The organism is Escherichia sp. MOD1-EC5495 (genome assembly GCF_002965965.1).
Classification (GTDB): Bacteria; Pseudomonadota; Gammaproteobacteria; order Enterobacterales; family Enterobacteriaceae; genus Escherichia; species Escherichia ruysiae.
Genome location: NZ_PTRI01000019.1, coordinates 78392 through 99213 on the forward strand (window position 1 = coordinate 78392; position 20822 = coordinate 99213).

At 48.7% G+C, this 20822-nt stretch carries 17 protein-coding genes; 5 read left to right on the forward strand and 12 right to left on the reverse strand.

Annotated elements, in window-relative coordinates:
• Positions 1–70 precede the first annotated feature (70 nt).
• Together narU and yddG are read right to left on the reverse strand one after the other, a co-directional pair.
• Positions 71–1459: a nitrate/nitrite transporter NarU gene (gene narU / locus BEG40_RS16035; RefSeq protein WP_105285738.1), complete on the reverse strand. Its 1389-nt coding sequence runs from the start codon at positions 1457–1459 to the stop codon at positions 71–73.
• Between the two features lie 265 nt (positions 1460–1724).
• The gene (yddG, locus tag BEG40_RS16040; protein ID WP_010355607.1) at positions 1725–2606 is read right to left on the reverse strand and encodes an aromatic amino acid efflux DMT transporter YddG; all 882 of its coding nucleotides are present in this window, start codon (positions 2604–2606) and stop codon (positions 1725–1727) included.
• Between the two features lie 231 nt (positions 2607–2837).
• On the opposite strand from yddG, the gene fdnG reads away from it, so the two are divergent.
• Genes fdnG through fdnI form a run of 3 tightly spaced genes read left to right on the forward strand, consistent with a single transcriptional unit; the run spans position 2838 to position 7428 of the window.
• Complete coding sequence (gene fdnG, locus BEG40_RS16050; RefSeq protein WP_135522432.1) at positions 2838–5885, forward strand: formate dehydrogenase-N subunit alpha; 3048 nt, start codon at positions 2838–2840, stop codon at positions 5883–5885.
• 12 nt (positions 5886–5897) lie between these two features.
• Positions 5898–6782 carry a formate dehydrogenase N subunit beta gene (gene fdnH, locus BEG40_RS16055; RefSeq protein WP_001240582.1) on the forward strand — a complete coding sequence of 295 codons (885 nt, stop codon included), beginning with the start codon at positions 5898–5900 and terminating at the stop codon, positions 6780–6782.
• The gene (gene fdnI / locus BEG40_RS16060; protein ID WP_000045648.1) at positions 6775–7428 is read left to right on the forward strand and encodes a formate dehydrogenase-N subunit gamma; all 654 of its coding nucleotides are present in this window, start codon (positions 6775–6777) and stop codon (positions 7426–7428) included. The genes fdnH and fdnI overlap by 8 nt, the downstream gene beginning before the upstream one ends.
• Before the next feature lie 50 nt (positions 7429–7478).
• Here the strand turns inward: fdnI and BEG40_RS16065 are convergent, their stop codons facing one another.
• The 5 genes from BEG40_RS16065 to bdm all read right to left on the reverse strand — a co-directional run bounded on the left by BEG40_RS16065 (position 7479) and on the right by bdm (position 11360).
• Positions 7479–7763: a HigA family addiction module antitoxin gene (locus tag BEG40_RS16065; RefSeq protein ID WP_105285739.1), complete on the reverse strand. Its 285-nt coding sequence runs from the start codon at positions 7761–7763 to the stop codon at positions 7479–7481.
• Between the two features lie 146 nt (positions 7764–7909).
• Complete coding sequence (gene adhP, locus BEG40_RS16070) at positions 7910–8920, reverse strand: alcohol dehydrogenase AdhP (RefSeq protein WP_000642427.1); 1011 nt, start codon at positions 8918–8920, stop codon at positions 7910–7912.
• Positions 8921–9053: 133 nt separating this feature from the next.
• Positions 9054–10751, reverse strand: a complete 1698-nt coding sequence (gene maeA, locus BEG40_RS16075) for a malate dehydrogenase (RefSeq protein WP_105285740.1) — start codon at positions 10749–10751, stop codon at positions 9054–9056.
• A 154-nt stretch (positions 10752–10905) separates the two neighbouring features.
• Entirely contained in the window at positions 10906–11043 is a 138-nt protein-coding gene (sra, locus tag BEG40_RS16080) for a stationary-phase-induced ribosome-associated protein (RefSeq protein ID WP_000841554.1), read from the reverse strand.
• 101 nt (positions 11044–11144) lie between these two features.
• The gene (gene bdm, locus BEG40_RS16085) at positions 11145–11360 is read right to left on the reverse strand and encodes a biofilm-dependent modulation protein (RefSeq protein WP_000495766.1); all 216 of its coding nucleotides are present in this window, start codon (positions 11358–11360) and stop codon (positions 11145–11147) included.
• 343 nt (positions 11361–11703) lie between these two features.
• Between bdm and osmC the strand changes: the two genes are divergently transcribed.
• Complete coding sequence (osmC, locus tag BEG40_RS16095; protein ID WP_000152304.1) at positions 11704–12135, forward strand: peroxiredoxin OsmC; 432 nt, start codon at positions 11704–11706, stop codon at positions 12133–12135.
• Positions 12136–12445: 310 nt separating this feature from the next.
• Complete coding sequence (locus BEG40_RS16100) at positions 12446–13369, forward strand: omptin family outer membrane protease (RefSeq protein ID WP_105285741.1); 924 nt, start codon at positions 12446–12448, stop codon at positions 13367–13369.
• Between the two features lie 67 nt (positions 13370–13436).
• On the opposite strand, the gene dosP is transcribed toward BEG40_RS16100, so the two are convergent.
• The 5 genes from dosP to BEG40_RS22150 all read right to left on the reverse strand — a co-directional run.
• Entirely contained in the window at positions 13437–15842 is a 2406-nt protein-coding gene (dosP, locus tag BEG40_RS16105) for an oxygen-sensing cyclic-di-GMP phosphodiesterase DosP (protein ID WP_105285742.1), read from the reverse strand.
• A gap of 24 nt (positions 15843–15866) precedes the next feature.
• Positions 15867–17249 carry a diguanylate cyclase gene (locus tag BEG40_RS16110; RefSeq protein WP_000426303.1) on the reverse strand — a complete coding sequence of 461 codons (1383 nt, stop codon included), beginning with the start codon at positions 17247–17249 and terminating at the stop codon, positions 15867–15869.
• A gap of 350 nt (positions 17250–17599) precedes the next feature.
• Positions 17600–18919, reverse strand: coding sequence for a family 10 glycosylhydrolase (locus tag BEG40_RS16115; RefSeq protein WP_021550797.1), 1320 nt, complete (start codon positions 18917–18919; stop codon positions 17600–17602).
• A 130-nt stretch (positions 18920–19049) separates the two neighbouring features.
• The gene (gadC, locus tag BEG40_RS16120; RefSeq protein WP_000246004.1) at positions 19050–20585 is read right to left on the reverse strand and encodes an acid resistance gamma-aminobutyrate antiporter GadC; all 1536 of its coding nucleotides are present in this window, start codon (positions 20583–20585) and stop codon (positions 19050–19052) included.
• Positions 20586–20742: 157 nt separating this feature from the next.
• Positions 20743–20822: hypothetical protein (locus tag BEG40_RS22150; RefSeq protein ID WP_001447379.1), on the reverse strand; the 80-nt coding region annotated here is incomplete at its 5' end.

A 20822-nucleotide genomic window follows, 5' to 3' on the forward strand; every position in this document is an offset into this window, starting at 1 on the left:
GATTTGGGATCTGATGCCAAACGCCTTATCCGGCCTACGGGTGCGACTCGACGCGTCAGGCATCGCCCTCTTATTTTTGGCTAAACTTTCGCCGACCATAGACCAGCCAGGTCAGCAGTACACAGATGATGTAAAAGATTAAAAACACTTTCATCGCGCCCACCGGAGAGCCGGTCATATTCAGCGACATGCCAAACGCCTGCGGAATAAAAAAGCCGCCAACTGCGCCAATGGCTGAGATAAAGCCCAGAGCTGCCGCCGTTTCGGTGATCGCTTCTCGCTGCGCTTCATCATCGCTGCCGCCTTTCATCTTGACGCGATAAATGGTTATCTGGCGGAAGATGACGGCAATCATCTGGAAGGTGGAGCCACTACCCAGACCCGCTGTCAGGAACAACCCCATAAACACGGCGAAAAATGCGATGAAATTGCCGGAACCTGTACCAGGCAGAGTGAGGAACAACAGGGCACTGAAAACCGCCATAAAAATAAAGTTGATAAGCGTCACCCGCACGCCACCAAATTTATCGGAGATAGCACCGCCAACTGACCGGGCAATCGCGCCGATAAACGGCCCAAAGAACGCCAGTTGCAGAATATTCACATCCGGGAACTGAGTTTTCGCCAGCATGGCAAAACCAGCGGAAAAACCGATAAACGAACCGAAGGTGGCGAGATAGAGCAAACTCAACAACCAGAGATGCAGGCGTTGTAACACAGGCAACTGATCGGCAATTGACGCGCGTGAACTGGCGATATCGTTCATCCCAAACCAGGCGGCGATAGTGGCAATCGCCAGCAGTGGCACCCAAATCCATGCGGCGTTCGTCAGTGACATCACCGAGCCATCGGCCTGCGGTACGCCATTAACACCGAGAAAGGCAAATACCGGAACAAAAATCACCAGTGGCGCAACCAGTTGCATCACGCTGACGCCTAAATTGCCTAATCCGCCATTAATCCCTAATGCGCTACCTTGTTTTGCTTTCGGGAAGAAAAAACTGATATTGCCCATACTGGAAGCGAAGTTCGCGCCAGCGAAACCACACAGCAAGGCAATAACAATAAATATTCCAAAAGGAGTATGGGTGTTTTGTACGGCAATACCGAGCCAGACGCAGGGAATAATCAAGATCGCGGTACTAAAAACAGTCCAGCGACGCCCACCAAATATAGGCACCATAAAGGAGTAGGGGACACGTAATAATGCGCCAGAAACGGAGGGTAATGCGGTTAATAAAAAAAGCTGATCGGTCGTAAAATTAAAGCCAATTTTATTGAGATTAACGGTGACTGCGCTAAATAACATCCAGACACAGAATGCAAGAAGTAAACAACTGACTGATATCCAGAGATTTCTTCGTGCTATATGTTTTCCTTTATTTTCCCAGAAGGCCGGATTTTCTGGCTTCCAGTCGCGCAAAAGATAACGATTACTTTTCTCATTTTGCAGTGCCATATTCTTCCTCACATGCACACGTTGGTAATGAAAAAAAGAAAGACAGGACGTTGGGCGCGATGACCCACTTTTAGAATTAAGAGAATCAGGTGAGATACTGACTGAAAGGATAGATAAGAAAGCGCAGCCGCGCGGCGAGAATGCGGATTATCTGAAGGGTTATGTGTTACTGAATGTAACAAAGATATATCATTGCCTTCACTAATATTTCAATCCGCATAGCCTGAACGTGTTTTGTTGCAGCATGAAGCGTTGCTATCTTTCTTTATCGGTGACGTGTCGCCAGCCAACAGAGCAGAGAACCGCCACAGACCATGAGTGCGCCTTGCCAGAATGAGAACGATAGCGGTGCGTTGAGTAGCACGGCAGCGAGAGCAGAAGAAAGTACAGGCGTAAAATAAGAACCCACTGCCATAATCGTTACATTGCCATGTAAAATACCGACATTCCAGGCGGCGTAAGCAAATCCTAAAGTAAATGCCGCAGATATGAGTTTAACGATGACGGGGGTGCTAAAAACCATCTCTGGTTGTGGCGTTATAAAATAGTAAATCCATAGACTTGCTCCCGTCAGAAGAACGAAAACGGTAATGCCGTTAAATCCACGGGCATATTTATTAGTGACTGTGCAATAAGCTGCCCAGATAAACGCACCAATAAACGCCAAAAAATAACTTAATGGACTGGTGGTAATATTATTGATGATTTCATCATATTGTAGCCCATTGTCGCCGCCTAATACCCAACAGACACCCATCAAGGCTAAAAGCAATCCGGGAATAATCAGCCAGTTTGTTTTCTGACCATTAAAAAGAATGGCGAAAAGTATCGTCAGGCTGGGCCATAAATAGTTCACCATGCCTACTTCTATCGCCTGATGGCGGGTAGCAGCATAACCTAAGGAAAGCGCGAGGCAGATTTCATAACTCACGAATAAAAGACTCCCGGCAAGTAAATAGCCTTTCGGGATCTGCCGGATACGCGGGAATCCAACGGTGAATATTAATAGCAGTCCGCTTAATGAATAGATCGCCGCCGCGCCGCCGACCGGGCCGAGCCCCTCACTGACACCGCGAATCAATCCTACCATCGTGCTCCACAGGACGATCGCTATCAGCCCTATGAGCGTTGCTTTTTGTCGTGTCATGCTCGCTGTTTAGTCTCTCTTGCCGTTAAAAATTAAGCTGAAATTTATAGCATTTTTTTAACCGGCCTGTCAGGCAGTGGTGCGTTTTTCTACCGCCATTGAGGTAGGTCAATTTGCGCAGGCGGATTATTTTGTGGCAAACACGTGTTCTTTTTGATTTCGCGCAAAAAGATTCAGAATTTTACTGTTAGTTTCCTCGCGCAGTAATACCCCTGAAAAAAGAGGAAAGCAATGGACGTCAGTCGCAGACAATTTTTTAAAATCTGCGCGGGCGGTATGGCTGGAACAACAGTAGCGGCATTGGGCTTTGCCCCGAAGCAAGCACTGGCTCAGGCGCGAAACTACAAATTATTACGCGCTAAAGAGATCCGTAACACCTGCACATACTGTTCCGTAGGTTGCGGGCTATTGATGTATAGCCTGGGCGATGGCGCGAAAAACGCCAGAGAAGCGATTTATCACATTGAAGGTGACCCGGATCATCCGGTAAGTCGCGGCGCACTGTGCCCGAAAGGCGCCGGTTTGCTGGATTACGTGAACAGCGAAAACCGTCTGCGTTACCCGGAATATCGTGCGCCAGGCTCTGATAAATGGCAGCGCATTAGCTGGGAAGAAGCATTCTCCCGTATTGCGAAGCTGATGAAAGCTGACCGTGACGCCAACTTTATTGAAAAGAATGAGCAGGGCGTAACGGTAAACCGTTGGCTTTCTACCGGTATGCTGTGTGCTTCCGGCGCCAGCAACGAAACCGGGATGCTGACCCAAAAATTTGCCCGCTCCCTCGGGATGCTGGCGGTAGACAACCAGGCGCGCGTCTGACACGGACCAACGGTAGCAAGTCTTGCTCCAACATTTGGTCGCGGTGCGATGACCAACCACTGGGTGGATATCAAAAACGCTAACGTCGTAATGGTAATGGGCGGTAACGCTGCTGAAGCGCATCCCGTCGGTTTCCGTTGGGCGATGGAAGCGAAAAACAACAACGATGCAACCCTGATCGTTGTCGATCCCCGTTTTACGCGTACCGCTTCTGTAGCGGATATTTACGCACCTATTCGTTCCGGTACGGACATTACGTTCCTGTCTGGCGTTTTGCGCTACCTGATCGAAAACAACAAAATCAACGCTGAATACGTTAAGCATTACACCAACGCCAGCCTGCTGGTGCGTGATGATTTTGCTTTCGAAGACGGTCTGTTCAGTGGTTATGACGCTGAAAAACGCCAGTACGATAAGTCGTCCTGGAACTATCAGTTCGATGAAAACGGCTATGCGAAACGCGATGACACGCTGACTCATCCGCGCTGCGTGTGGAACCTGCTGAAAGAGCACGTTTCCCGCTACACGCCGGACGTCGTGGAAAACATCTGCGGTACGCCAAAAGCTGACTTCCTGAAAGTGTGTGAAGTGCTGGCCTCCACCAGCGCGCCGGATCGCACAACCACCTTCCTGTACGCGCTGGGCTGGACGCAGCACACCGTCGGTGCGCAGAACATCCGTACTATGGCGATGATCCAGTTGCTGCTCGGCAACATGGGTATGGCTGGTGGCGGCGTGAACGCACTGCGTGGTCACTCCAACATTCAGGGTCTGACCGACTTAGGCCTGCTCTCTACCAGCCTGCCGGGTTATCTGACGCTGCCGTCAGAAAAGCAGGTTGATCTGCAGTCTTATCTGGAAGCGAACACGCCGAAAGCGACGCTGGCGGATCAGGTGAACTACTGGAGCAACTATCCGAAGTTCTTCGTTAGCCTGATGAAATCTTTCTACGGCGATGCCGCGCAGAAAGAGAACAACTGGGGCTACGACTGGCTGCCGAAGTGGGACCAGACCTACGACGTCATCAAGTATTTCAACATGATGGACGAAGGCAAAGTCAGCGGTTATTTCTGCCAGGGCTTTAACCCGGTTGCGTCCTTCCCGGACAAAAACAAAGTGGTGAGCTGCCTGAGTAAGCTGAAGTACATGGTGGTTATCGATCCGCTGGTGACTGAAACGTCTACTTTCTGGCAGAACCACGGCGAGTCGAACGATGTCGATCCGGCGTCTATTCAGACTGAGGTATTCCGCCTGCCTTCGACCTGCTTTGCTGAAGAAGATGGTTCTATCGCCAACTCCGGTCGCTGGTTGCAGTGGCACTGGAAAGGTCAGGACGCACCTGGCGAAGCGCGTAACGACGGCGAAATTCTGGCGGGTATCTACCATCACCTGCGCGAGCTGTACAAAGCTGAAGGTGGTAAAGGCGTAGAACCGCTGATGAAGATGAGCTGGAACTACAAGCAGCCGCACGAGCCGCAGTCTGACGAAGTGGCAAAAGAGAACAACGGCTATGCGCTGGAAGATCTCTATGATGCCAATGGCGTGCTGATTGCGAAGAAAGGTCAGTTGCTGAGTAGCTTTGCGCATCTGCGTGATGACGGTACGACCGCATCTTCTTGCTGGATCTATACCGGTAGCTGGACAGAGCAGGGCAACCAGATGGCCAACCGCGATAACTCCGACCCGTCCGGTCTGGGGAATACGCTGGGATGGGCCTGGGCGTGGCCGCTCAACCGTCGCGTGCTGTACAACCGAGCTTCAGCGGATATCAACGGTAAACCGTGGGATCCGAAACGAATGCTGATCCAGTGGAACGGCAGCAAGTGGACGGGTAACGATATTCCTGACTTCGGCAATGCCGCGCCGGGTACGCCAACCGGGCCGTTTATCATGCAGCCGGAAGGGATGGGACGCCTGTTTGCCATCAACAAAATGGCGGAAGGTCCGTTCCCGGAACACTACGAGCCGATTGAGACGCCGCTGGGAACTAACCCACTGCATCCGAACGTGGTTTCTAACCCGGTCGTTCGTCTGTATGAACAAGACGCGCTGCGGATGGGTAAAAAAGAGCAGTTCCCGTATGTGGGTACAACTTATCGTCTGACCGAGCACTTCCACACCTGGACCAAGCACGCATTGCTCAACGCAATCGCCCAGCCGGAACAGTTTGTGGAAATCAGCGAAACGCTGGCGGCAGCGAAAGGCATCGCCAATGGTGACCGTGTCACTGTCTCCAGCAAGCGTGGCTTTATCCGTGCTGTGGCTGTGGTAACGCGCCGTCTGAAGCCGCTGAATGTAAACGGTCAGCAGGTTGAAACGGTGGGTATTCCGATCCACTGGGGCTTTGAGGGTGTCGCGCGTAAAGGTTATATCGCTAACACTCTGACTCCGAATGTCGGTGATGCAAACTCGCAAACGCCGGAATATAAAGCGTTCTTAGTAAACATCGAGAAGGCGTAAGGGGGCGAACAGATGGCTATGGAAACGCAGGACATTATCAAAAGGTCCGCAACTAACTCCATCACGCCGCCTTCTCAGGTGCGTGATTACAAAGCAGAAGTCGCGAAACTTATCGACGTTTCCACCTGTATCGGCTGTAAAGCCTGCCAGGTGGCGTGTTCGGAGTGGAACGACATCCGTGATGAAGTGGGGCACTGCGTCGGGGTTTACGATAACCCCGCCGATCTGAGCGCCAAGTCCTGGACGGTGATGCGCTTTAGCGAAACCGAACAGAACGGCAAGCTGGAGTGGCTGATCCGTAAAGACGGCTGTATGCACTGTGAAGATCCGGGCTGCCTGAAGGCGTGCCCGTCTGCTGGTGCAATCATTCAGTACGCTAACGGGATTGTCGATTTCCAGTCGGAAAACTGCATCGGCTGTGGTTACTGCATTGCCGGGTGTCCGTTTAATATTCCGCGCCTCAACAAAGAGGATAACCGGGTATATAAATGCACGCTCTGCGTCGATCGCGTCAGCGTCGGCCAGGAACCGGCTTGTGTGAAAACCTGTCCGACCGGGGCTATCCACTTCGGCACCAAGAAGGAGATGCTGGAGCTGGCGGAACAGCGCGTGGCGAAACTGAAAGCGCGTGGTTACGAACATGCTGGCGTCTACAACCCGGAAGGGGTCGGTGGTACGCACGTTATGTACGTGCTGCATCACGCCGATCAGCCGGAGCTGTATCATGGTCTGCCGAAAGATCCGAAGATCGATACCTCGGTAAGCCTGTGGAAAGGCGCGTTGAAACCGCTGGCAGCGGCTGGCTTTATTGCCACTTTTGCCGGGTTGATTTTCCACTACATCGGTATTGGCCCGAATAAGGAAGTGGACGATGACGAGGAGGATCATCATGAGTAAGTCGAAAATGATTGTGCGCACCAAATTTATTGATCGCGCCTGTCACTGGACCGTGGTGATTTGCTTCTTCCTGGTGGCGCTGTCCGGGATTTCGTTCTTCTTCCCGACGCTGCAATGGCTGACGCAAACCTTCGGTACGCCGCAGATGGGACGCATTTTGCACCCGTTCTTCGGCATTGCGATTTTCGTCGCGCTGATGTTTATGTTTGTGCGTTTTGTGCATCACAACATCCCGGATAAGAAAGATATTCCGTGGCTGTTGAACATTGTCGAAGTATTAAAAGGCAATGAGCACAAAGTGGCGGATGTTGGTAAGTACAACGCCGGGCAAAAGATGATGTTCTGGTCGATCATGAGCATGATTTTCGTGCTGCTGGTGACCGGGGTGATTATCTGGCGTCCGTACTTTGCGCAGTACTTCCCGATGCAGGTTGTTCGCTACAGCCTGCTGATCCACGCGGCTGCCGGTATCATCCTGATCCACGCCATTCTGATCCATATGTATATGGCATTTTGGGTGAAAGGATCGATTAAAGGGATGATCGAAGGGAAGGTGAGCCGTCGCTGGGCGAAGAAACACCATCCGCGCTGGTATCGTGAAATCGAGAAGGCAGAAGCGAAAAAAGAGAGTGAAGAAGGGATATAATCTCTTTTGAACTTTAGACAGAAAATGGCGCTGTAAAAGGCGCCATTTTTTTATTGCGTAACCAGACGGCGTAGTCGCGACACATCCACCGTTTTTTCAGCCTCTGCCAGACTCCACGCGTTTTGCAGATTCAACCACATTTGCGGCGAACTGCCGATCACCACGGAAAGTTTAATCGCCATTTCTGGCGTCAAAGCCGCTTTTCCGGTCAGCAATCGGCTCGCTGTCGAGGGCGCAATTTCCATTGCTCTGGCAAACTCGCGCAGGCTGACGTTCAGTTCGTCCAGTGATTCCTGAATGATGTCCCCTGGGTGGGGATGATTGGCCATTTTCATCAGTATCTTTACTCTCAGTAGTGTTCCTTCACTGGGAACACTATCATTGTTGTTCCTTCTTACGCAACAATAATCCATTTAGCCATTTCATGTTGGAGAGAGTGCGATGCTGCGACACCAGGACTGGCAGTCGCAGCAATGGTCTCTTAGCGGCGGAAATCAATCACCATACGGCCACGGATTTTGCCTTCTTCCATCTCGGTAAAGATGGTGTTGATGTCCGCTAACGGACGCAGGGCGACTTTGGGCACCACTTTACCTTCGGCGGCAAACTGGAAAGCTTCGGTGAGATCCTGGCGCGTGCCGACCAGTGAACCGACCACTTCAATACCATCCAGCACCAGCCGTGGGATGTCCAGGCTCATGGACTCCGGCGGCAGACCGACTGCCACAACACGCCCGCCTGCACGAACGGCATCAACCGCCGAGTTAAATGCGGCTTTGGCTACTGCTGTAACAACCGCAGCGTGTGCACCGCCCGCTTTCTCCTGCACAATTTTGGCGGCGTCTTCGGTGCGTGAGTTAATCGCTAAATCAGCGCCCATTTCAGTTGCCAGTTTTAACTGCTCATCATTGACATCAATGGCGATCACTTTGGCGTTAAAGACATTCTTCGCGTATTGCAGGGCGAGGTTACCCAGGCCACCAAGACCATAGATAGCAATCCACTGACCGGGACGAATTTTTGACAGCTTCACCGCTTTATAGGTGGTGACGCCCGCACAGGTAATGCTGCTGGCAGCAGCCGAATCCAGGCCATCTGGCACTTTTACTGCGTAATCAGCCACTACGATGCACTCTTCCGCCATGCCGCCATCAACGCTGTATCCGGCGTTTTTAACTGAACGGCAGAGCGTTTCGTTACCACTGTTACAGTATTCGCAATGACCGCATCCTTCGTAAAACCATGCCACGCTTGCGCGATCGCCTGGTTTTAATGAGGTGACACCTGGGCCAACTTCTGACACAACACCAATGCCTTCGTGTCCAAGAATCACGCCGGTTTTATCACCAAAATCGCCATTCTTAACATGAAGATCGGTATGACATACGCCACAACACTCCATTTTCAGCAGGGCTTCGCCATGTTTCAGTGAGCGCAGCGTTTTATCCGTAACGTCAACATGATGATCCTTCGTAACAACCGCAGCCTTCATAGTTCCTCCTTTTCGGATGATGTTCTGCATAGCAGGTGAGGCAAATGAGATTTATTTGCCACTACCCAGTATGGATGAGATCTGAAAAAGGGAGCGGAAAATTGCCCGGTAACATTCACTACCGGGCGGAGACTTAGATGGAGGTACGGCGGTAGTCGCGGTATTCGGCTTGCCAGAAGTTGTCGTCAATGGCCTGTTGCAGAGCTTCGGCAGACGTTTTCACCGCCACGCCTTGCTGCTGCGCCATTTTGCCAACGGCAAAAGCAATCGCTCTGGAGACTTTCTGGATATCTTTCAGTTCCGGCAGTACCAGACCTTCGCCGTTCAGCACCAGCGGCGAATACTGAGCAAGAGTTTCACTTGCCGACATCAGCATCTCATCGGTGATACGTGACGCGCCGGAAGCAATAACACCCAGCCCGATGCCTGGGAAAATAAAGGCGTTGTTGCACTGGGCGATAGGATAGATTTTGTCTTTCCATACCACTGGATTAAACGGGCTACCGGTGGCGACCAGCGCGTTACCTTCGGTCCAGGCGATAATGTCCTGCGGAGTGGCTTCCACGCGTGAAGTCGGGTTAGACAGCGGCATCACGATCGGACGCGGACAGTGTTTGTGCATCTCACGGATGATCTCTTCCGTAAACAGCCCGGTCTGTCCTGAGACGCCAATCAGAATATCTGGTTTTACATTGCGCACCACATCCAGCAGTGACAGCACATCGCTGTCGGTATCCCAGTCTCTGAGGTTTTCGCGCTTCTGCACCAGTTTGGTCTGGAAAGGCAGCAGGTTTGGCATCTTGTCGGTGAGCAGACCAAAGCGATCGACCATAAACACTTTCTGTCGCGCCGCTTCTTCGCTTAATCCTTCGCGCTGGGTCTGGGCGATAATCATTTCGGCAATGCCGCATCCCGCTGAACCTGCGCCAAGGAAGACGATTTTTTTCTCGCTTAACTGACCACCTGCTGCGCGGCTGGCTGCGATCAGTGTGCCGACTGTTACCGCCGCAGTGCCCTGAATGTCATCGTTAAAAGAACAAATTTCATTGCGATAGCGGTTAAGTAACGGCATCGCATTTTTTTGAGCAAAGTCTTCAAACTGCAACAGCACGTCCGGCCAGCGTTGTTTCACAGCCTGGATAAATTCATCAACGAATTCATAGTATTCGTCGTCAGTGATACGCGGATTACGCCAGCCCATATACAACGGGTCGTTAAGCAGTTGCTGGTTATTGGTGCCGACATCCAGCACCACCGGAAGAGTATACGCCGGGCTGATGCCGCCACAGGCGGTGTAGAGCGACAGTTTACCGATTGGAATACCCATCCCGCCGATGCCCTGGTCACCAAGACCCAGGATACGTTCGCCATCCGTCACCACAATCACTTTAATGTTGTGATTCGGCACGTTTTGCAGAATATCGTCCATATTGTGGCGGTTCTGGTAAGAGATAAACACGCCGCGCGAACGGCGGTAGATCTCAGAAAAACGCTCACAGGCTGCGCCAACGGTCGGGGTGTAAATAACGGGCATCATCTCATCAAGATGATTGTTTACCAGTCGGTAGAAGAGGGTTTCGTTAGTGTCCTGGATGTTACGCAGGTAGATGTGCTTGTCGATTTCGGTTTTGAATCCCTGATACTGGATCCATGCTCGTTCCGCTTGTTCTTCGATGGTTTCGACCACTTCCGGCAGTAACCCCAGCAGGTTGAAGTTACGGCGTTCTTCCATGCTGAAGGCGCTGCCTTTATTCAACAACGGAAATTCCAGCAGTACAGGGCCAGCGTAAGGAATATAAAGCGAACGCTGTTTTTTTGTTTTTGGTTCCATGTCACTCACTCTTTTTTGAATATCCATCCCTGGGGTTTTTATCGTCTTTGCTTTACCGCCAGGGCGTCGCCCCCAAGTATAAAGCAGATAAAAACAAAAACACCATTGCGCAGGCAATGGTGTTTAATCGTCATTGAGGACTGATGGTTATGAATTACTTTTCAGCGGGGCGTTTTCTGCCGGTTGGGTTATTTACCACGCTGGATTTGTCACCTTCGGTAACTATTTTGCGCTGGTTAGAAATTTTATGATCCAGTCCAAGAATATGACGTGCCTGACGGTTCGATTTCATTTTAACTCCTCAATCCTGTTGCTAGTTTTAAGGACAACATCGCCGTAGCGAAGAAACACGTGCTAAACCCCTAAATTAGGTTGCCGATCAAGCATAGCAGCTTAAAGCGTAGGGTGCTGGCCACTGACCACATAATTGATGGTTTGCTGGTAGATATCACTGAGGATGTCGTTATCAGAAGCTTCCACCCATTTGGTCAGCTCCATGAGAATGTCATCTTCAGTGACAACACCGTGCTCTGCCCGAAGGCCTTGCTCAATGGCATTAACCAGAGCGGGTTCTGCTGTTGAATTTTCTGCCTGATAATAAGTAAACATAGTGATTCTCCGTGTCTGTGTATTTATGGTGTCTGCTACGGATCGCAGATTTATAAAGCACATTCAGCATGGCAAATATTTGCCGCTTCGTTGTTAAGATTAGTCCTGGTTGATGAATTTTATATTTTAACTACATGATATTCATGAGTATTATTATTGGTATTTGTGGATTGATATTGCTGCGGTATCTCTCAATACATATATTCCAGTCGTCTGTTGTGGTAATTTTATTTAAGTGCAGAGGTAATATTTTCGCCGGATTTTATTCGGAATATCCTGCTTATCCTCGTGCTGTTTCTCACGTAGTCTATAATTTCCTTTTTAAGCCCACAGGAGAGCAACAATGACAATCCATAAGAAAGGTCAGGCACACTGGGAAGGCGATATCAAACGCGGGAAGGGAACAGTATCCACCGAGAGCGGCGTGCTGAACCAACAGCCGTATGGATTTAACACACGTTTTGAGGGCGAAAAAGGAACCAACCCTGAAGAATTGATTGGTGCAGCACATGCCGCTTGTTTCTCGATGGCGCTTTCATTAATGCTGGGGGAAGCGGGATTCACGCCAACATCGATTGATACCACTGCCGATGTATCGCTGGATAAAGTCGATGCTGGTTTCGCGATTACCAAAATCGCACTGAAGAGTGAAGTTGCCGTACCGGGTATTGATGCCTCAACCTTTGACGGCATTATTCAGAAAGCAAAAGCCGGATGCCCGGTTTCTCAGGTACTGAAAGCGGAAATTACGCTGGATTACCAGTTGAAAGCATAAGTACTCGCCGGATGATGTTGTCATCCGGCAAGCATTTATACCAATATTTTCTGCTTATCCCAATGAAATCTTGCATTTAAACTGCATCGTCATTCTTTTCGTTATTCCCGACTGTTCTCGAACAATCATTATTACATCAGGTTGTAAACTCCTATTCCGTTCAGAATAACAGTAAAACTCTGTTTATTTATGTTCTCTGTTTGATGGTGAGAAACATTTATGGCATTGTAAGATTCAGTTGATTTAATTAATTTGAATTAATTAAATTTAATTAATGAGCTAATTAACATTGTTTAATAAGGATGAAACTATGTTGATGAAAAAGGTCTCTTTTGCTATTGCTTTAATATCTCTAAGTCAGTATGCAAGCGCATCTTCAGAATTTAATTTCTTATCTGACAATGTCTTTGGTGATGCTTCTCTTTCATTTCTGAATGGTGAGTCAGGTGAGTTTGTTTATAGCGATGGCGGCAAACTTAGCCAACTGGACTGGAAAATTCAAAATACCCCCATTATTAAAATGGGGCTAACCTGGGATGCAATCTCATGGCTGACGCTTAATGCTAAAGGCTGGACGACAATTGCGTCTGCCGGCACGCTGATGGATGATTATGACTGGCTCGAGCCGGGGCAGCACCACTGGAGCGATTGGTCACATCATCCGGCAACGCGGTTGAATTTTGCAAATCAGTTTGATCTCAATATGACAGGTTGGTTTTTAAAGGATCAAAACTACCAACTCGGCGCTATGTTAGGCTATCAGGAGACGCGTTTCAGTTGGACGGCGAAAGGAGGTTACTATAGTTATGATAATGGTGCCGACACTGGAGATATCCCTCATAACCAAAGAGTTATTGGCTACCAACAAAAATTCAGTGCGCCTTATTTAGGTCTTTCTGGTAAATATATCTATCATGATTTTGATATTATTGCTCAATTTAAATATAGCGCCTGGGGAGAAGGGAAAGGAACAGATCAGCACTATTTGCGCAACATTACATTTAAAGATAAAGTATCCAACCAAAAATATTATTCAGGTCTTATTAATGTGGGGTATAACATTAATTCACAGGCTCGTATTTTCACAGAAATGTCATGGAGTAGATTCTCTAATGATATTGGTAACACAGTAATTTCTTATAAAGAAAAGGGTGAAAGCGTAAAAGAGAAAGATTCGCCAGGGATGCAAAACTATAATTACATTATTGGCGCGGGCATTCAGTACAAATTTTAATATAGCGACGGGCGAATGGCGGAATATGAATACGTGAAATCTTGCCCGCCTGCGCGGGCAAGATGTACTAAGCGTCGATTTGAAGCGGTAGCGTAGTAGACATCCAGCCAGGGATCTCCTCAGCGGGCAAAGGACGTGAGAAGAAATAGCCCTGAATCACGGGGCAGTGGATCTTGCGTAACATCTCAAACTGTTCTTTCGTTTCCACACCTTCTGCCACTACGGTTAAGTTCAGGCTTTGTCCAATGCTGGTAATGGCTTCTAATAAGGCACGGATGCGTTTTTCGCTCAGGCAACGATCGACGAAACTTTTATCGATTTTAATTTCCGTTACCGGCAGGCTGACTAAGCGAGATAAGCCGGAAAAGCCGGTGCCGAAATCGTCGACAGATAAACCTACGCCCATATCCCGCAGGATCTGGATGCGTTTAAAGATCTCCGTATCGTGTTCCATCATCATGCTTTCAGTGATTTCCACCGTCAGCTGGTGGCCGTCAATCTGCCAGGCTTCCATCGCATCGCAAACCTGATTGGGTAGCTGATTACTGCGAAAATGCAGCGCAGATAAGTTTACGGATAACGCCGGGATATGAATATTCTGGCTTCGCCATTCTGCTAACTGGCGACAGGCTTCAGCAATTACCCAACGACCAATATTTTCAATTTCACCAATCTCTTCTGCGAGGGGAATAAACCGGGAAGGGGGAACATGTCCATGCTGCGGGTCATACCAGCGAGCAAGAGCTTCAATACCATACAGTTCGCCCGTTTCGGCGAAGATCTGCGGCTGGTAAACCAGCTTCAACTGGTTGTTGCTGATTGCTTCTTTCAGCGCCGCGCCTAATATCAACCGCTCTTTAACCATCTCGTTCATTGTCGGGCTAAAGAACTGCCAGCCGTTACCGCCGTTTTTGCGAATGAAATCCATTGCATTGTGGGCGGTAGAAAGCAGGTAGTCACGGTTTTTACCAACGTCGTAACTGATACCAATGCTTACGGTTAAAGGAAAAGGCTGATCGTCAATGATGACCGGTTTGCTAACGACGTTGCGTAGCTCATCAGCGATTTGGGTAATGTTGCTGACTTCATCCTCCAGACTAATGAGGACAAACTGTGCACCTTCAACGCGGCAGAGATACTGATCGGGTTTGAGTTTTTCACGAAAGCGATTAACGACTTCTAACAATGCCTGATCGGCCCACGCATAGCCGAGGCTGTCGATCACATCCTGAATATGGTCGACGCCAATAAGATAAACCACCGGAGAGACGGCTCTATCAACAAGGTCATCGAGGTAATTGTGCAGATTATTGCGATTTGGCAAACCGGTCATCGGATCAAACTGGATTAGCTGTTCGATGTGCTGGCGGCTTTTCTCCTGTTCCAGCGCCAGTGCGGCCATATGCTGGCTGATGTCTGCCACGCGTTCGACAAATGCACTGGTTTCTGTCCCTGCAGCCGTCTTGATTTGCAGAACTCCCGCTGGTGCGCCATCGCGCTGGCGAATGGTAACAGCCCAGCTTTGTGCATTCTTTACTTCTGTCCCATGAGAGGACGACGCCCAATGCACTGGCATCCCATTACGCAATGCATACAGCGAAACATGCGATTCATGAAGAATGGATTCAATATTACGGCAAATGATTTCGCCCATTTCGTGAAACGGCGGGCTGCTGCACATGGCGGCGAGGATGTTGCCTTCCAGTTGGCGGATTTGCCGTTCTTCGGTGATATCTGAGAAGGTCATTACCAGGTTTTGTAGATGAGCAAGCACGTCATAGACCGGACTGATAGACGCTTTAATCCAGATATTTTCACCCGTGCGCGTTAATAGCAAAAATTCATCTTGATCGCGGGAGGTTTTCCACAAAAGCTGCTGTAAGCGGATGCGGTTATCTGTCGGGTATTCAGGAATGTTAAGCAGCGCATCGGGCTGCATACCGCTGGCTTCGCTGATGCAATAGCCGAACATTTCTGTAAACGCGCGATTGCACTGAACGATATGACGCTCAGGATCAAGCACAATCACAGGTCGGTCGAGATGATCCACGGCAATGAGCAACTGCCGGGTCTGTTCTTTCTGCGCCATTTCAACGCTGGCATCTCGCACCAGCGCCAGGTAATAAATTTTCCCCTCGGCAGTCACTTTTGACAGGGCAAATCGTGTCCATATTTTACTGCCATCTTTTTTCTCAAGCTGCAATTCCCGGCTCATTCCTTCGACACGCGCTTTACCACCTTCGCGGTTATGCCGGATGTATTCAGGGTGTGCAGGGCGCAAATTATGGGGAATCAGCATATCGATGTTATTGCCAATGACCTCTTCGCGTTTATATCCCCAAAGCTTTTCTGCTGCGGGGTTGAAAAACATCACTTCATCATTTTCGTTAATTAACACCGCGCCCATCATATTTTGCTCAAGCGCGGGGAAAAAAATGCCGTCAGCGGCATTCTCTGCATCGGTTAGCTTCATGATTACCTCTGCATCCGGGTGAATCTAAAGACTGGCTTTCCAGAGTTCAACACGGTTTCTACCTCGTCTTTTGGCGATATACAGAGCTTCGTCGGCTATTTGAATTAAACGTTCATAATCCGGATGTCCATTAAACATGGCGGCGCCAATGGACAGAGAGAGGTAAATATCTTCGCCGTTTGCAGCTTTCAGTTTGGTTTTTTCTACCCGACTGCGGATACGTTCTGCGGTACGTAAAGTGTCAGTTTCTGAGGCTTCTGTCAGAACAATGATAAATTCATCACCACCGTAGCGGAAAACATAATCACTACTACGGACATTGTCGTAAAACGCCTGCGAGACTTTACGCAGAATTTCGTCGCCGGTGTTATGTCCCCATGTGTCATTGATCTCTTTGAATTTATCAACATCAATGATTAGAACAGACAACGGCGTGCCAGCCCGATTGGCATGGGCAATTTCACGTTTGAAGATAGTCGGCAGGAAACGACGGTTAAGTAGCTTAGTCAACACATCCATTCCTACTTCATGGCGAGAAACTTCTTCAAACAGTTCTCGTAGTAAGGTGGTAATTTGCGATACGGTATTTCGTATCTGCAATAAAAACTTCACTCGCAGACTTTTGTTACTCAGATTTTTGGCATGGAGTATTGTCTGATTAAAAACCCCGTCGAAATCCTGAATAAGGCGGGAGATATGACCTACTTCGGCAATACCGCTAAAATAATGACGACCTTTATGGTTAAACCATAAGCCAAAATCCGCCTGGCTTAACGGTAAGCTGCTGCCTAAATCAGAATCCAACAGGACTTTATAAATAACATCTAATTCCCATGAAAGTAATGAGGCTATTTGCCGTTCTTTTTCTTCTTCGGCATTTTCCAGTAGTGAGAAGATACGATAGTTTTCGTCTTCTTTAGCCGCACTACTGTCACTAAAGGTAAACGCACGGGTCATAACTTCCATGGCTATATCGATACTGTTAATCGAAAAATGATAAACCTGAAGTTTATCCGCAGGCGAATAATCAGAGGAAAATATTGCTGGATAGAGGATTTTCTTCAATACACGAAAACCCATCTCAACGATTTCTACGGGAATGCCAATACGGGCATGTACTTCGGCCACGGTATGTTGGATTTGTATAAGCCTATCAACATCGTCCGCTTGCGCAGAGAGCACATCGATAATCCATGTCTCCAGAGCACTTTTAAGTTGCCTTTCAACCTGTTCGTTACTCAAAAACTCTTCGGCATGTGGGTCAGTGCGTACAATACGATAAAACTCATTGCTCAGGTAATGGGCATGTGCAACAGCAATTTCTGCGGCTTTAGCGCGAATGAGAGGGGAAGCCTGGGTCACTAATCCAGTCCACTCATCTTTCATTCTTTTAAAGTACATCTCCATAATTCAGCCCCTTATACGACTGGAAAGGCAGATGGGATCGAAAAACGAAACGCAACATACTGGACAGACTTATCGCACCATATTCTCCTGAAATATGAGGATAAAATGAAAAGAAATAAACGGATTAGACAGTTTTAATCTACGCTACTGTTCTTCTGAAGAGTATAGCCCATCGTGATTATTTTTCGGTGGTGACGAATATCGTATTGTTTTTCATGTTGATACTAATTAATCAGAGGATTATAACAATCGGCTTATATGGAGATAATTTTATTTAAGAGGTTACGGCATTTTTGCAGGGTGACAAGCCGGTGCTTACATCACCGGCATGACACAGTAAAACAGGGCGTTTAACTTCCCCAACGACTTTGCAGATAACTAACGGCTTGTTGGGTCTGTGGCTTATTAAGGTAATCTTCGCGGAACAGAATCGTGCCGCTAATTTCGGGTACAGCATCGTTAAGATCAAGCTGCTTTTTTAGTTCTGGCACGCCGCCGTTAACCATCCAGTCAGGTTCTATCTTTGAGGGTTCACCCACTTTATAGAAGGCAACACCGATATATAGACGGGTTTTGGTCGGTTTAACGACATCTGCCCACCATTTTGCCAGTACGTCATAACGTGCGGCGCTACGTGAGAAAGGCCAGTAAATTTGTGGGGCAATATAATCCAGTAAACCTTGTTCTACCCAACGGCGGGTATCTGCATAGGATTCGTCATAGGCGGCTGCGCCTCGGGTATCGGAACCGAGCGGATCGTGTGATCGGTTGCGCCAGACGCCAGCTGGGCTAACGCCAAATTCAACCTCTGGCTTAATGCTTTTAATGGTGTGCGATACCTTTGCAATTAATTGCTGGGTATTGTTACGCCGCCAGTCTGCTTTTGATGCAAAAGCTCTCCCATATTTGCGGTACGTCTCGTTATCGTTCAGTAGCGAACCCGGTGATTCAGTGTAGAAATAATCGTCGAACTGCACGCCATCTATCGGATAACGGGAAACCACTTCTGCAACTATTGATGTGATCCAATCCTGAACCTCAGGGATACCAGGGTCGAGAACAAAACGGTCGCCCGACGTTCTGATCCAGTCGCGATGCTGCACGTAGACACTGGCTGGTTGCTGTGACAGGGTGCTATTCAATTCCCTGATAGTTCCGGGTTTTGTGTTAACCGACACGCGGTAGGGGTTAAACCAAGCGTGCACTTTCATCCCACGCTTGTGGGCTTCGTCGAGCATAAATTGCAGCGGATCGTAACCTGGATCTTCACCAATCTTGCCAGTCATAAGATCGGACCACGGCAAAATTTCCGATGGCCAAAGGGCTGTACCATCGGGCTTTACCTGGAAAAAAACCGTATTGATGCCGAGACGTTGTAGATGATCTAACTTGTCAATCATCGCCTGTTGTTGTACACGGGCTCGGCTGGTGGGGTTACTGATATTAACCGAGGAAACAGGTGGCCAGTCGAGGCGAGACACAGTGGCCAGCCAGATACCGCGCATCGGTTGCGCTGATTGATGTGTGGTCGCTGGTGGTTTTGAACCTGCTGGTGGTGTAGTTATTGGCGTTGGCGGTGTGGTCTTACAACTACACAGTAAAAGAGCCAGAGCAACGAGTGTGGCTGGCTTTTTGATCGCTAATTTCACGTTTCGGGAGCAGATATCCATATATGCTGGTTTCCGGTAAACAGATGTGTTGCTCATTCTCGTACTTATCTGGGGCAAGTCAATACGATAACAGGTACGAAAAAGGGAGCGATTAACTATCGCTCCCTTGTCTTATCTCCTTCAGAGATGGTTAATGTTTCTTATCGTTCATCACAATATAGTGCGGTGAACGAGCACGTGGATGCAGGAAGAAGTGACCTTTCGGTGCGTTCTGGCTGTTAATTGGCTCCAGTGTCACACCGGTATTCGCTTTGCCTTTACGATCGTGGATGGCATAGAGAATAAAGGGCAGGGCAAGTACCACCAGGAAGCTAACGACCAGTAATTCGACATACATATCGGTAGAGTCACCCTGGATATTATCCGGCGGCAGGAAGGAAACAATAAACGCCATGATTGAGGTCAGCAGGCCGACAATAGCCACAACCAGTTTCACGCCTTTACCGCCTGGGATATTAAATGTGCGTTTTAAGTCAGGATGTTTAAGGACTAACACAATGTAGCCAATAAACAGCATGAAATAAGCACACAGATAAATCACCACCGTCAGAGCCAGTGCGATCAGGAAGGACATGTTGTTACCACCACCGGTATTGGTGAGGATAATCAAGGCGATAGAGGTGATCACCAACTGAGAAATAACCAAAGTGACCGGCACGCCATTTTTGTTCATTTTGGCGAACGCTGGAGGTAACAGGTTTTTCTGCGCTGTAACATACATCCCGCGAGAAGGACCGACAATCCAGGAGGCGATTTCTGCCAGAACACCCAGCAGCAGCAGTGCGGAGATCACGCGAACCGTCCACTCAATTTCCGGTGCCACGTGGGACATCAGAACGGTAAAGGTTTGCATTACCCCAGCGGACAGATTGATTTCATTACCCGGAATGACCATCGCAATGGACAAACCACCAACCGAGCTTAAACAGATTGCCGCCACCATCAGCAATAACATTGCCAACGGATAATCGCGCCCAGGATTGCTCATTTCATTGACGTGGGTTGCGGAGGCTTCTACCCCCATATAACTCAATATGAAGGCAACAAACACAACCAGGGTGCCAACTTTAGAGAAATCCGGGAAGAAGGTTTTTGCATCCATTTCGATAGCAACTGGCGCACCGGAGTGCAGGTAAATCGCCGCTAATGCAATCAAAATAAATGCGGGTAACAGGATACCGGCAAAGAAGCCGACTTTAGCAATTCGCGCTGTATATTTAGTACCGCCAAACTGAGTTAATGCCAGAACCCAAAGAATGATGAGTGCCGCAATGGTTTTTGTTACCGGATCTTCATTCAGTGCTGGCCATTTAAGAATGTAGGAGAGTGCCCCTAACACGAAATAGAGCATCGGAATAAAGCCGATAGCGATTTGCAAATAACCAAATGAGATCGCTGCAAATCCCCATTTTAACCCCAGGGTATTCGATACCCAGGCGAAAACGCCACCTTCTTCCCAACCGTCCACAGTAGCCATTTCCGCAGCACAGAGTCCAACGGGAATAAACCATAAAATCCCGCCTAATAGCAGGAAGAAAACTAATGAAAAACCGGATGTTGCAAAGGTAGGATATTCATAAACAGCCATTACCATCGATGCCGTAATAGCGAAGAATCCAAGTAATGTTAGCTGCTTAGCTTTACCTGTCTGTACTGATGTAGCCATATTTTCCCCCTAAAACGGTATTCCTGTCGGAACCGCGCCTGTCTTGTTCTGAAGCGTATTCAGAGCAATATTTTTCCATTGCTAATGCCAGTGAACAGACTCTGGAATTTGTCCCGAAACGGGATCGTTCCGGGACGCCATTACCATCTAAACGTTATCAGGTATGTTTAAAGCTGTTCTGCTGAGCAATACCCTGCAATTTCGGGTGATCGCTGAGATATTTCAGGGAGGCTTTGT